9 protein-coding genes are annotated in these 13,388 nt (G+C 62.0%); 2 read left to right on the top strand and 7 right to left on the bottom strand.

The window, feature by feature from the left end; genetic code table 11:
* Window positions 1-7 precede the first annotated feature (7 nt).
* Together RW095_RS11150 and RW095_RS11155 are read right to left on the bottom strand one after the other, a co-directional pair.
* On the bottom strand, window positions 8-1,216 hold the full coding sequence (locus tag RW095_RS11150) for an efflux RND transporter periplasmic adaptor subunit (protein ID WP_317019076.1): 1,209 nt from the start codon (window positions 1,214-1,216) through the stop codon (window positions 8-10).
* A 45-nt stretch (window positions 1,217-1,261) separates the two neighbouring features.
* Window positions 1,262-2,116 (bottom strand): alpha/beta hydrolase, encoded by an 855-nt coding sequence (locus RW095_RS11155; protein WP_317019077.1) that lies wholly within the window; start codon window positions 2,114-2,116, stop codon window positions 1,262-1,264.
* Window positions 2,117-2,288: 172 nt separating this feature from the next.
* Between RW095_RS11155 and RW095_RS11160 the strand changes: the two genes are divergently transcribed.
* Together RW095_RS11160 and RW095_RS11165 are read left to right on the top strand one after the other, a co-directional pair.
* A complete protein-coding gene (locus RW095_RS11160; RefSeq protein WP_317019079.1) occupies window positions 2,289-3,293 on the top strand; it encodes a LysR family transcriptional regulator in 1,005 nt (334 codons plus the stop codon).
* A 221-nt stretch (window positions 3,294-3,514) separates the two neighbouring features.
* A complete protein-coding gene (locus RW095_RS11165) occupies window positions 3,515-3,829 on the top strand; it encodes a DUF4148 domain-containing protein (RefSeq protein ID WP_128585751.1) in 315 nt (104 codons plus the stop codon).
* A gap of 258 nt (window positions 3,830-4,087) precedes the next feature.
* Here the strand turns inward: RW095_RS11165 and RW095_RS11170 are convergent, their stop codons facing one another.
* The 5 genes from RW095_RS11170 to RW095_RS11190 all read right to left on the bottom strand — a co-directional run bounded on the left by RW095_RS11170 (window position 4,088) and on the right by RW095_RS11190 (window position 13,287).
* A complete protein-coding gene (locus RW095_RS11170) occupies window positions 4,088-5,161 on the bottom strand; it encodes a purine-nucleoside phosphorylase (RefSeq protein ID WP_317019081.1) in 1,074 nt (357 codons plus the stop codon).
* A gap of 156 nt (window positions 5,162-5,317) precedes the next feature.
* Window positions 5,318-6,223 carry a cation diffusion facilitator family transporter gene (locus RW095_RS11175; RefSeq protein WP_317019083.1) on the bottom strand — a complete coding sequence of 302 codons (906 nt, stop codon included), beginning with the start codon at window positions 6,221-6,223 and terminating at the stop codon, window positions 5,318-5,320.
* A 157-nt stretch (window positions 6,224-6,380) separates the two neighbouring features.
* Window positions 6,381-11,234 carry an NAD-glutamate dehydrogenase gene (locus RW095_RS11180; RefSeq protein ID WP_317019084.1) on the bottom strand — a complete coding sequence of 1,618 codons (4,854 nt, stop codon included), beginning with the start codon at window positions 11,232-11,234 and terminating at the stop codon, window positions 6,381-6,383.
* A 155-nt stretch (window positions 11,235-11,389) separates the two neighbouring features.
* Complete coding sequence (locus tag RW095_RS11185; RefSeq protein ID WP_317019086.1) at window positions 11,390-12,256, bottom strand: alpha/beta fold hydrolase; 867 nt, start codon at window positions 12,254-12,256, stop codon at window positions 11,390-11,392.
* Window positions 12,253-13,287, bottom strand: a complete 1,035-nt coding sequence (locus tag RW095_RS11190; protein WP_317019087.1) for a M14 family zinc carboxypeptidase — start codon at window positions 13,285-13,287, stop codon at window positions 12,253-12,255. Before RW095_RS11190 ends, RW095_RS11185 begins: the two co-directional genes overlap by 4 nt.
* Window positions 13,288-13,388: the final 101 nt, after the last annotated feature.

Consider the following 13,388-nt stretch of genomic DNA (forward strand, 5'->3'; position numbering starts at 1 on the left):
GCGACGCTCACGAATTCTTGTCCGCTTTGGCGCGCGTCTGTGCAAGCGGCGCGCTGTTCGGGTCCTGGTCGGTCGTCATGGGCACTATGTGCGCGCGCACTGCATCGCCCGGACGCACACGCTGAATGCCGTTGACGACGATCCGGTCGCCCGCCTTCAAGCCGCCCTTCACGACGCGCAGATTGCCCTGCATATCGCCGACGGAGATCTCGCGGTAGGCGACGTGGTTGTTCTGATCGACCACCAGCACGAACTTCTTGTCCTGGTCGGTGCCGACCGCTGCGTCGTCGATCAGCAGCGCGGGGTGCGGCTCGCTGCCGCCCACTTTCACGCGTGCGTAGAGACCCGGAATCAATGTGCCGTCCTGATTATCGAAACGCGCGCGAACGCGGATCGTGCCCGACGACGTATCGAGCCGGTTGTCCACCGACTCGATAATGCCGTTGCGGGAGTAGCCGCTTTCATCCGCGAGACCGAGTTCGACCGGCACCTTGCCGCCGTCTTTCGCGCGACGCAGGTATTGCAGATACGTTTGTTCGTCCGCGTCGAACGATGCGTAGATCGGCGAAACCGACACGAGCGTGGTGAGCGGCGTCGAGTTCGCGCCCGCCGACACCACGTTGCCCACTGTGATTTCCGCGCGCGACACACGGCCTGAAACCGGCGCGACAATCTTCGTGTAGCCGAAGTTGATGCGTGCGGTTTCGAGTGCGGCTTGCGCGGCCTTCAGGTTCGCGCTCGCTTCGCGCGCGGCATTCTGCTTCTCGTCGTAATCGCGCTTGGCGATCGCGTTATCGGTGATCAGGCGCTGCGCGCGCTCCCAGTCGCTTTGCGTGTAGCCGGTGCGCGCCTGTGCGGCCGCGAGCTGCGCTTCTGCGCGATCCACTTCCGCCGCATACGGGCGCGGGTCGATCACGAACAGCGTGTCGCCTTTCTTCACGAACGCGCCGTCCTTGAAGTTGACTGACACGATCGTGCCAGGCACCTGCGAACGGACGTCCACTTTTTCGACCGCTTCGAGGCGGCCCGAATAGCTCTGCCAGTCGGTAATCGTTTTTTGCACCACAGTGGCGACATCGACTTCCGGCACGATGGTCGGCGCGGCAGGCGAACTCGCGTCGACACGAATCGCGCCGAACGTGCCCAGTCCGGCTACGACGATCACGGCTAGAGCGGCTATCGCCACACGGCGACGGGAAAGAGGAAGGATGGTCATTTGAAGCTCCCGGTATCGTTGATTGAAGTTCTGCTTATTTGTGTTTCATCGATGGGCGCGCGCATCGAAGCGCCACTGAAAAAATCGCACCGCTTCCTGCAAGGCGGGCGGATGATCGGCCAACGCCGCATGCGAGACGGCCGGATAGCGGACCACCTGGGTCAGCACACCTGCGTCGATCAGGCTGCTCGCGTATTTCTCCGCTTCGACGTGCAGCACGTCGTTTTGCGCCGTCGCGATCAGCGTGGCCGGCAAGCCCGCGAGCCGCGACGATTCGAGCGGCGCCGCATACGGATGCATGCGTTGCGACGCTTGCGGCAAGTACGCGCGGTAACAGGCCGCGCACTCTCTTGCCGTAATGTCCGAGCCGAGGCGCTTTTCGTCGCCAAGGCGGGTGAGGCTCGGGTCCAGCATCGGCCCGAACAAAGCCTGCGCGGCGATCTGCACGTCGCCGCGATCCCGCGCGATAAACGCGAGGCAATTGGCCAATTGACCGCCGGCGTCATGACCCGCCACGCCAACCTTTCTGCTGTTGCCGCCAAAAGCGCGCGCCCGCGTCTGCACCCACAATGCCGCGCGATGCGCGTCTTCAGGCGCGGCAGGAAACGGAAACGCCGGCGCAAGCGAATAGCCGACGGACACCACCAGTGCCGGTAAATGTTCTGCGAAATAACGCGAGGCGAAGTCGGCCTGATCGATAGATCCCTTCGTAAAGCCGCCGCCGTGAAAATAAAGCAGTACAGGCAGTGCGGTTTTCTTTCCCTGCCGGTACAAACGCAATGTGATGTCCTGCGCGTGCCCTTCTATCTGCACGTCGGTGACTTCGAGTGCCGTGCTGTCCGCCTCTACCGGCGCACTGCCGGCGGGCACAAAGGAGTACGGCGGTTTAAATGCTTGCATGTCGAGCCGCGCAATGCGCAAAGAACTTCAATGGTGCGAATTGTGTGTTCGGCAGACTCGTAAATAAATGCCTATAATCCGGCAACACAATTCGGCGCCCCTGAACAATCCATTCGATTGCTCCGCGGATTCGAATCCTGCTCAGTACGCCTGCCCCTTCTGGAGGTTTGCAATGGACCGGCTTCAGGCCATGCAAGTGTTCACACGCGTTGTCGACACCAACAGCTTTACCCGTGCGGCGGAAACGCTCGACCTGCCCCGCGCATCGGTTACCACGATTATTCAGAACCTCGAAGCGTTCCTCGGCACACGGCTCATGCACCGCACCACGCGGCGCCTGTCGCTCACGCCGGACGGCGCCGCTTATTACGAGCGCTGCGTGCGCATTCTCGCGGACGTCGAAGAGACCGAGGCCAGTTTTCAGAGCGGCAATAAGAAGCCGCACGGCAAGCTGCGCATCGACATGCCAGGCTCGATCGGCCGCTTGCTGGTGATTCCTCAACTATGTGAATTCCACACGCGCTACCCGGACATCGACCTGCAACTCGGCTTGTCGGACAGACAGGTCGACCTTTTGCAGGAAGGCGTGGATTGCGTGGTGCGCGTCGGCGCACTCCAGGATTCTTCGCTGGTGGCGCGGCGTATTGGCCTATTCGAGGGCGTGACGTGCGCGGCCCCGGAATACATTGAACGGGCCGGCAAGCCGACCTCGCTCGACGACCTGGAAAATCACAAAGCAGTCAATTACTTCTCGAGCCGTACGGGACGCACGCTCGACTGGGCATTCATGGTTGATGGCAAAGAGGTTGAAGTAAAAATGAAGGGCATTGTGTCGGTCAACGACGCCGATGCCTACGTGACCTGCGGGCTGGAAGGTTTTGGCCTGATTCAGCCGGCTCGTTTCATGGTGCTGCCGCATCTGCGTTCAGGCCAGCTGGTTGAAGTACTGCCCGAACTCAAGCCTTTGCCGATGCCGATTTCCGCAGTCTATCCGCACAGTCGGCATCTGTCGCCTAAAGTCCGTGTTTTCGTAGACTGGATCGCCGAGGTATTCGATCGCTGCCCATTGCTGAGCGGCCGCGGTGCGCTCGATGCAACATGCTCGCAGCGCACGCTCGAAGAACGCGAGTCGGCTCCGACACTCGACACACCGGTCATTTCCGAATGGGTCGCGTAACTCAGTTTGATTGAAGTACAAAACTGAACAGTGAATTCCAACCGCGGCGCTAATGCCGCGGTTGCTCTTTGTGCCCGCGTTTAAAGGGGTCCTCGCGCGATTGTTCCGAAATCGCGACAATTCATTTCGCGAAAGCGCGATTTATCGACGTCGACTCGAAGTCTACATTTCACCCTGTCGCAGCGCCCCTCGTGCTGCAAACGAATCGACAGGAGTGAATCATGAAACGCAATCTTCTCGCAGGTCTTGCTCTTTCGCTGCTCGCCAGCGCGCCGGTATTTGCACAAAGCAACGGCGGCGGCAACGGCATCGGCCACGCTGGTACTTATCAGACTCAACCGACCTCGACGACAAGCGGAAAAACACGCGCCGAAGTGCAGGCCGAAGTGGTCGCCGCATATCGTGACGGTTCGCTGCCTTCGCTCAATCGCACGAGCTACCCGAACAAAGGTCTGATCGGCCAGACGCAAGCCGCGCGTATCGCGTTGCAGGAAGGCGCGAACGGCGACGTCACGCGTGTGGCTAATGGGCAGTAACAGGTACTAAAGCGGGCACTAAGCGGGGCATTAAGCACAGAGGAAAGCGGACGCCAGTACCGTTAGTTTTCCAGAATAAATGCGAATCGCCGCGATAGCTTTCCACTCTTCACAAAGGAGTACATCATGACACCATCGGAACTGGATCATTGGAATACGGACGCCGCCGTCTGGACACCGTATCGCGCACCGCAGCGTTAAGTGTGGCGCGCCATCGCAGTGCGGGCCGCACGATGCGGCCCGCTTGCAACAAGCTGGTTAGCGCCTGGGCACGCCTTCGCGCCATTCGCTCCAGTGCGTGACAATGTCCTGCACGAGCGGATTACCCGAGCGGTATAGATTTTCGAGAGCAATCGTGAAGCCGCCTTGCGCGGAGTAGTTCAGCAGATTGTCGGCGCTGGTCTGTCCGTCGTAAGGACGGTCGAAATCAGAGCCCGCACGCACCACGGCAACGCGGTTCAAATCGACCTTATGCACCGAGGCCGCGCGTTTTAGCGCTTCATACGTCGCATTGTCTTCCTGCTGCGTGGTGCAATACACGCCCTTTTCATCCGTCAGGATCCTGGTCCAGTCGCGAGCCCGTTGCCCCAGCAGCGTGCCCGACCACCACGTATCGCCGGCGAGCGTATCGCATTGAATGACGGTCGGCGGGAGATTAGCCGGCGGGTACGAATACTTGGCACGCGCGGCCTGCGCTTGCGCGTTGTCGGAAAGCACCACGTTGCGCGACAAGGCGAATGCAGTATCGGCGAGTTGTGTATTGAGCTTGAACACTTCGGTCCGGTAATCGAGCGGCGGCTTTTCTGAAGGGCTTTTTGTGTTGATCCCAAGATAGCCGGTATTCCAGCCGGCCGGAATCTCGCGCCCGTCGATCTCCCATTGAATGCCGAAGTCGACGAGGTACTTGGCCCACGCAGCGGATCCGACCGTGCCCCGTTGAGGATCGATGCCGGCAATACCCGCCACCATGAAATACGTACGCCGCAAATCGAAACGCGGCGAGAACGTCAATGCCATGATCGACGCCGCGGCGTTCGTGTGGCCCATGCCGGTCGTCATCACGCATACATCCTGACGGTTGCAATGCACCGCTGGGTAATCGGGCGACAAGCCGTCCACCTGAATATCGCGCCATGGCCCGAGCTTATCGAGCCACACCTGGCCCTCCGGACCGAACATCGAAATGATCATCACCTTGACTGGCCGCCCGCGCGAGCCGCCGCCGTCATGCGAGAAAGCGTCGTCGTCGTCCGCGCTTGCCGGCCCGGAAGTAACGGCTGCGCATGCCGCGAGTGCAATGACGGAGAGAGCGCCAAATGTGCGAGTCAGCATCGTGATCTTCATTTTGCTTGTGATGCAGTTTGGGAGAGTGCCGCCTTCAAGCCGAAAGAAGTATAGATGCGAAGAAATTATTTTCCACGACATGAAGCGCCGGTTGAGTGACTCGCGCAAGGACCTGCGCGAGTCACGTGCGCAAAAAAGGCATGGTTAGGGGCGCGGCACCTCGGGTTCAAAGAACACCCAACGCACCTGTGGAAAAGCAGCTTGCAAATCTGCCTCGATCACGTTGATCGCGTCGACCATCGCGCGGCCGCTTGCGTAGTCGATCATTTCGGCCTGCACGGCGACCACCACATGACGTCCCCATTGCAGGGTAATCATATTGATGATGCTGCGAATCTCACCGCGTGCGCGCAAATGCGCCTCGATTGCGCGGCGCACTTCGGGGCTTGCCGATTCGCCGACGATCATCGACTTCACCTCGCGGGCTACGAGCCACGCGATCACCATCAGCAGCAAACCAACGGCTATGGAACCAAGCGCGTCGTAGACGGGATTGCCGGTCACCAAAGTGAGCAGCACGGCGACGAAGGCCATCGCCAAGCCGGCCAGCGCGGCGATATCCTCGCCCGCGACGACCAGCAACTCGGACTCGCGCGTTTCCCGGAACCAGCGCCAGAGGGCTTTCTCGGGGTGCACCCTGCGGATCTCCTTCATCGCGCCCCACAGCGAGAACGCCTCCAGCACCACGGAGACGCCGAGCACCACAAGCGCGACATACGCATACTGCAGGGGCTCCCGCGCGACCAGGCGATGCACGCCTTCGTACACCGAAAACGCGCCGCCGACAAAGAACAGCAGCAGCGCGACCAGCAGCGAATAAAAGTTGATCTCACGGCCCCCGCCCATCGGATGCAACGGGCTTGCCGGCCGGCGCGCCTGGCGCAGGCCGAAGAGCAGCAGCAATTGATTACCGCAGTCGGCGGTGGAGTGAATGGCTTCCGCGAACATCGAACCGGAACCGGTGAACGATGCAGCGGCGAACTTGCAGACGGCAATGCCAAAGTTGGCGGCAAGCGCGTAAATAATGGCTTTCGGCGATTCTTCTTTCATCGTCGTGGAGGGCGTTAGTCAATTTTCAAAAGGCTTTCAACTGCCGGGAATCCGTATTATGGACATGCCGGGCCGCGTGCGTCCAACCGCGGCGCTGTGCGCACCGCGTGCATGGACCTTCAGCCAGCCTTTCTTTACCGCTTCCTCCACGCAATGCTCATGCCCTCTCGAGCGCAGCCATTTCCCGGACGATCACCAGCAGCATCGACAGGCTCGCTCCGCCGGTTGCCCTGAGGTCGGCAAGCAACCGCGCATAACGCTCGAGTTGCGCGGCGCGCTTGTCGCGCCATGCTTGAACCAGCGCGTCCGGCGTGGCTGCATCGTCGGCGCCAGCGAGCGCGCTCATCGTAAGCGCGCGTTTGAGGCGCGCGAGTTCGGCCAATGCGGATGCGCGCGCCAGCATGTCCCAGTGCGACGGCGCAGGCAGCGCAGCCGCGCGTTCGCTGATCCAGTTGTAGTTGAGCAGCGTGCCGAGCGCGAAGTAGACACCCGCCACCAGTTCGAGCTTGCGCTCACACGTGGACGCCACTTCGGCGATATCGAGCAGCGACGCTGAAATCTCGCCGCTCGCAATGCGTACCGCGAGTTCACTATCGACGCCCGCGTCGACGAGCACACGTTGGCGTTCGGATAGCGCTTCGAGATCGGCAGCCGGCAGCAAAGTGGGCCACTGCGGCGCTAGACGCTGCGCGGCATCACGGCAACGCGCGAGCAGACCGGTCACGTCGTCGCTGTTCACGCCCGGCGACGACAGATGCCGCAGGAACCACAACGCCGAACGTTCGACAAGCCGCGCAACTTCGACGAACATGCGCGCCTGCACGTCGTCGGCGACGCGGTTATCCAGCGCGTCGATGCTGCGCCATACGTCGTCGAGATCGAACACATCGCGGGCCATGATGCAGGCCCGCACGATGTCGCCGGGCTGCGCATCGGTTTCCTCCATCAGCCGATGCACGAACTCGCAGCCCACGCGGTTCACCAACGCGTTGGTCAGATACGTCGCAAGGATTTCGCGGCGCAGCGGATGACGCTGCATCGGCTCGCTGAAGCGCTGGCGTAGCGGCTTCGGGAAATACTCGATCAACATGTCGCTGACGAGCGGGTCTTCGGGCACTGAAGAATCGAGCAGCGCGTCGTACAGCCACATCTTGCTGTAAGCGAGCAGCACCGCGCGCTCGGGCGTGGTGAGCCCTTGTTTCGCAGCCTGCCGCTCGGCCACTTCTTCGTCGTTCGGTAGAAATTCGATTGCACGATTCAGGCGACCCGCGCGTTCCAGATAGCGCATCAGGCGCGTTTCAGCGTCGAGCAATTCGACGCCATAGCGGCCCGCAATCGAGAGCGCCTGAGTCTGGTAATAGTTGTCCGTCAACACGAGCAGGCCGACTTCGTCGGTCATTTCCGCCAGCAGCGCGTTGCGCTGCTTGTCGGTCATCTCGCCGTCGGCCACCACGAGTCCCAGCAGAATCTTGATGTTGACCTCATGGTCGGAACAGTCGACACCTGCCGAGTTGTCTATTGCATCGGTATTGATGCGGCCGCCGCGCTGCGCGAATTCAATGCGGCCGAGTTGCGTGAGCCCCAGATTGCCGCCTTCGGCTACAACCTTGCAGCGCAAGTCCGCGCCGTTCACACGGATCGCATCGTTCGCGCGGTCGCCCACCTGCAGATGCGTTTCACGCGAGGCCTTCACATAAGTGCCGATGCCGCCGTTATAGAGCAGGTCGACGGGCGCGTGCAGAATTGCGCGCATCAGTTCGGCCGGCGAGAGCGCCGCCGCGCTGATGCCGAGTACCGACTGCACGGCCGGCGACAGGGCAATGGTCTTCGCCGTGCGCGGAAACACGCCGCCTCCCGCGGAAATCAGCGAAGGGTCGTAGTCCGCCCAACTCGATCTATCGAGAAGAAAGAGACGTCCACGCTCAGCAAGACTGGACGCCGGATCGGGATTCGGGTCCAGGAAAATATGCCGATGATCGAACGCGGCCACGAGCCTGATATGCGGCGACAACAGCATGCCATTACCGAACACGTCGCCGGACATATCGCCGATACCGACCACCGTGAAGTCCATCGTCTGCGTATCGACGCCCATTTCGCGGAAATGCCGCTTGACGGACTCCCAGGCGCCGCGTGCGGTGATCGCCATTTTCTTGTGGTCGTAGCCGACGGAGCCGCCCGACGCAAACGCGTCGTCGAGCCAGAAACCGTATTCCTGCGAGATCGCGTTCGCGTAGTCGGAGAACGTGGCCGTGCCTTTGTCGGCGGCGACCACGAGATACGGATCGTCGGGATCGTGTCGCACCACGTCGCGCGGCGGCACGACGGTCGTGCCCGCGAGGTTGTCGGTCAGATCGAGCAAACCGCGCAGGAACGTTTGATAGCACGCAATGCCTTCGCGCATCCATGCGTCGCGTTCCGTTTGCGGCGGCGGGTTCTTCACGACGAAGCCGCCTTTCGAGCCCACCGGCACGATCACGACGTTCTTCACCATTTGCGCCTTCATCAGACCCAGCACTTCAGTGCGGAAATCCTCGCGACGGTCCGACCAGCGCAAGCCGCCGCGCGCCACACGTCCACCACGCAAATGCACGCCTTCGACGCGCGGCGAGTAGACCCATATCTCGAACATCGGCTTCGGCTCGGGCAAACCGGGCACTTGCGCCGGGTTGAACTTGAACGATAGATACTGCTTCGGCTTTCCGTCCGCATCGAACACGTAATAGTTGGTGCGCTGCGTGGCTTTGATGACACCGAGAAACTGCCGCAGTATCCGATCCTCGTCGAGATTGGGCACCTGGTCGAGCGCGCTGTCGATCGTCTTCAGCAAACCCTCCACGCGCGCCTCACGCGTGTCGCCCAATGACGGATCGAAGCGCGCGACGAAGAGTTCGACCAGCATGCGCGCAATCGCGGGATTGCCGGTCACCGCGCGCTCGATATACGCATCGCTGAATGTGGAGCCCACCTGCCGCAGATACTTCGCATACGCACGCAGTATCGTCACTTCGCGCGCGCTCAATTGCGCGCGTAGAACAAGACGGTTGAAGTCGTCGCTTTCTATCGCGCCGGTCCACACCTGCTCGAACGCATCTTCGAAAAGATCCTTCACGCGCTCGATGTCGAACTCGGCGTCGTCGGCAAGTTCGAGCCCGAAGTCGTGAATCCACGCAGGCGTCGCGCCGAGCGCTTCGATCAGATACGGCCGCTCTTCATCGACACGCACGCCCAGGTGTTCGAGCATCGGCAAACTGCGCGACAACGCGATCGGCATTCCCGCCCGATAGACCTTGAAGCGGAATGCGCGCGGCCCTGCTTCGATTGGACGATACAGGTTCATCGCGAGGCGCTCGCTGCCCTGCACGCGCTCGATCAGTTCGATGTCGCGTACCGCCGTGCGCGCGGCATAGTCGTCGCGATAGCCGGGCGGAAACGAATCCGCGTAGTGCTGCAGCAGACGGTTGCCCTGCTCTTCACCGAACGCGTCGAGCAACGCATCGGCGAGATCGTCCTGCCAGCGGCGCGCGACCTGCACGAGACGCGCTTCGAGTTCGCGCGTATCGACATCGGGCATGCCGCCCGGCTTCGCATGCACAACGAAGTGAATACGCGCGAGGGTCGATTCGGAAAGCAGCGGTGTGAACTCGACGCTCGCTCCGTTGAATGCGTCGGTGAGCAGGTTGGCGATACGTTGCCGCAAATCGGTGTTGTACTTGTCACGCGGCACGAACACGAGACACGACACGAAGCGGTCGAAGCGGTCGCGCCGCACAAAAAGGCGCGTGCGCTGATGTTCCTGCAAACGGAGCACGCCGAGCGCGATATCGTAGAGCTGGTTCTCGTCGGCCTGGAACAGTTCGTCGCGCGGATACGTTTCCAGCACCGTCACGAGCGATTTCGCGAGATGACCTTTCGGCAAGAATCCGGCCCTCCTCACGATGTTCGCGCATTTGCGCCGAACGATCGGAATTTCGGCCGCCGACAAAAAATAAGCGGTCGACGTGTAGAGGCCGATGAAGCGCCGCTCGCCGACCACCTTGCCGTCAGCGCCGGTCAGTTTGATGCCGACATAATCCAGATAGCCGGGCCGATGCACGGTTGCCCGCGAGTTGGCCTTGGTCAGGAAGATCGGCGAGGCGCTCGAAATGATTTCGGCAGCGGCCGGCGGCAAGACCGTCACCTCTGAAGTCGCTGCGGCTCCATCCACGGTGCGCAGTTCATCGCGCATGATGCCGAGGCCCGAGCCCGGCACCGCGCGCAATCCGTAGCCCGTGCCCTGCTGCACGAGTTCGTAGTCGCGGTGGCCGAGAAAGGTGAAGTGATCGGCGACCATCCATTCGAGAAACGCGCGCGCTTCCATTGCATCCGGCCCGCTCTCGCCGGCTTTCATGGTCTTGATCGTGACGCGCGCGAGTTCCACGATCTTCGGCCAGTCTTCAACCGCGGCGCGCACGTCGCGCAGTACTTTCGCGATGTCGTCGCGCAACGCGTCCAGTTTCGCCGCGTCGCCGCAACGGTCGACTTCGAAGTGAATGAACGAGGCCAATTGCGAGCGCGTGTCGGCGGCTTCTTCCGCGCCCTGCGTGACACGCGCGATATCGCCGTCGGCCGCGCGCCAGATGCGAAACACCGGATGCACGACCGAATGCAGCGCGAGCCCTTGCCGGTTGACCGCCATCGAAACGGAATCGACCAGGAACGGCATGTCGTCGTTGACGATCTCGATCACCGTGTGATCGGAATGCCAGCCATGCTGTTCGAGAATCGGGTTGTAGACGCGCAGTCTTTCCTTGCCGGGGACGAAGCGCTGCGCGGTCTGCCAGTGCGCGAGCGCGGCGCCGTACAAATCGGGAATGGAGCGGCTTTGCAGATCGTCGGCGTCGACGAAATCGTAGTAGTGCCGCAGAAAGGGCTCGACGATGTGAAACGTCGGCTCGGGCAAGCGCCCTCGTGCAAACTCGACGACATCGTTCAGCAAGTGCGTGACGGCTTCTTCGTTCTTTGCTTGCATGATGAACTCCCCGGCTGGCGGCAATGGCGAGTATCGCCCGGATCGCATGCATCGTCTGAAGGAGGATTATGCGCCTGCACGCCGCAATGCGACCGCTGCGGCGACTTAGGTTATACCCGCTGCCCGGCCGTATGCTGCAAGCGCGCAATCCCCATTTACCGCATGCGTTCCGTTTCAACGGCTTCGTGCGCAAGCCATGCGCTCACCTGTTCGCCGACCCACGCGGGATCGTCGTGCGGCAGATCGTGGCCCGCCCATGCATGCTCGCGATGAGTCGCGCCCCACGCTGCGGCTAGCTTCGTGGAACAGACCGGATCGACGAGCCGGTCGTCGTGCGAAGAGAGAATCAGCAGCGCACAAGCCGGTTTCGCTGCGCCTGCGGTAAAGCGCGCCGCCGCCCATAACTGGCGCAACGCATTGCCGCGGCTCACCGGCGCGCTGCGGCGAATCATGCTCCATGATTGAAGATCGGCCTTGAGGGTATCGACGTTGTTGCACGTCAATCTATGAATGCCGCTCTCGGCGCGCACGGCGTCGCTCCAATGCATGGCGATTGTCAAAAGACCCGGCCATGCGGACGGACGCAGCCGCTCATGCACCCGGCTGAACGGACGCATGCTCGTGTTGATCAACACGAGCCGCCCGATTTCGGCGGGGTACCGTTGCGCCCAGGCGGTTGCGACCATGCCGCCGAGCGACATCGCCAGCACGTTGAATGGGCCGCGCGTGATTATGTCGGTTGGGCCGGTGCGGACCGCGCCTAAGCCGGTCGCGCCTGAGCCGGCCGCGCCTAAGCCGGCCGCGCCTATGCCGGCCGCGCCTCCTTGCACAGCAGCAATGCGTACGAAGTCGACCATGTCAGCGACCGTCGCGGGCGCACGCAAATGCGCGAATGCGCCGTTGCCCGGCAAGTCGATCAAGCTCACGCCCGAAGCGCCGGTGGCTTCCCGCAACACGTCAGGCAAACAGCCCCAGTGACGTGTCTCGCGTGTCAGTCCGCGCAGCAGAATCCACGTGCTCATGCGCTGTCCGGTCTGTACCAGTGATCGGTCGCGCTTTGCAGCAATTGCTCGCGGCGATTGCCTTGAGGCAGCCAGCGCTGCGCCGAAAAAACGGCGCGCGCGAGAAAATCCAGCAGGTTCGCGTGCCGCCGCAACACGCGCGCCGTGCGATGCGCCTTCACCGGATTGAAGATCCCCTGACGCGAGAACAATTGCCGCGGGTTCTTCTTGATCCATAGCCACGAACCGAGTTCGAGCGTCATCGGCAGAAAGACGTTGGGTGCGGGCGCGCGGTCGTACGCGTAGTCCCACAGATCGCCGTGCAGCAGATATTGATGACTCTGCGGCTCGAACGTATACCCATGATGCGGATGCGAACGCTCGAACATGGTTTTCAGCACGTACATTTCCGGCAGATGCGGCATCAGCTTGCGCGTGCGCGCATACGGAAACCAGATGCTGTCGTTCCAGCCGTAACCCGAATGACAATCGAGCGCGATGCTCAAGGGCCGCGCGGCCAGTTCCGTTTCAACTACCTGCAGCAGCGCGGCGGCCTCGGCTTCCATCGGAGCGCCGCGGCTTCCGCGATACCACGGCAGCCACGCGCCGACGCGCTGGCCGCCCGCCAGCAGCGGCACGCGCTCGTCCGCGTTTTGCGGCGCGTTGCGCATCAGATCGACGCCATTCGGATTGGCTCGCGTGGCCGCCCACATGCCGCCAGGATTGACTATCGGCACGAAGATAAGGCGAATCGACTGCAGTTGCCGGACCAGCAGTTCGTCCCATTCGAGCCGCGCAAGCAGCGCGCGCATGTAGTCGAGCACGAGTTGCGAGCCGATTCGCTCGAGTCCATGAATGCCGCCGAAGAAGCCGATGGCCGGCGCTTGCGGATCCGTCGAACCGATGCTCGCGGTATGCACGCCGAAACGCCGGCCGCGCACCGTCGTCTCGCAGAGCGTGCGGATCGCAAAGCTTGCGCTGCCCTGATCGAGGATCGCCTTGAGATCTTCGTACTCGGCAAAGCTGTCGGGAAGGAAGCTCAAAGGCTGCATGGAGGCGTCGCGAGGAGTGCTGGATGTCGGGGACGGCACGGCGAATAAAGCAATATAGCCTGGCCGCAGGCCGGTATGCGCAGCGGCTGAACACTGACATA

Origin of the sequence: Paraburkholderia kirstenboschensis, from assembly GCF_032806925.1 — a bacterium.
Lineage (GTDB): Bacteria > Pseudomonadota > Gammaproteobacteria > Burkholderiales > Burkholderiaceae > Paraburkholderia > Paraburkholderia kirstenboschensis.

Coding starts and splice junctions, on each gene's coding strand:
- RW095_RS11150 (WP_317019076.1), bottom strand. CDS start 1,216: ATGACCATCCTTCCTCTTTCCCGTCGCCGTGTGGCGATAGCCGCTCTA.
- RW095_RS11155 (WP_317019077.1), bottom strand. CDS start 2,116: ATGCAAGCATTTAAACCGCCGTACTCCTTTGTGCCCGCCGGCAGTGCG.
- RW095_RS11160 (WP_317019079.1), top strand. CDS start 2,289: ATGGACCGGCTTCAGGCCATGCAAGTGTTCACACGCGTTGTCGACACC.
- RW095_RS11165 (WP_128585751.1), top strand. CDS start 3,515: ATGAAACGCAATCTTCTCGCAGGTCTTGCTCTTTCGCTGCTCGCCAGC.
- RW095_RS11170 (WP_317019081.1), bottom strand. CDS start 5,161: ATGCTGACTCGCACATTTGGCGCTCTCTCCGTCATTGCACTCGCGGCA.
- RW095_RS11175 (WP_317019083.1), bottom strand. CDS start 6,223: ATGAAAGAAGAATCGCCGAAAGCCATTATTTACGCGCTTGCCGCCAAC.
- RW095_RS11180 (WP_317019084.1), bottom strand. CDS start 11,234: ATGCAAGCAAAGAACGAAGAAGCCGTCACGCACTTGCTGAACGATGTC.
- RW095_RS11185 (WP_317019086.1), bottom strand. CDS start 12,256: ATGAGCACGTGGATTCTGCTGCGCGGACTGACACGCGAGACACGTCAC.
- RW095_RS11190 (WP_317019087.1), bottom strand. CDS start 13,287: ATGCAGCCTTTGAGCTTCCTTCCCGACAGCTTTGCCGAGTACGAAGAT.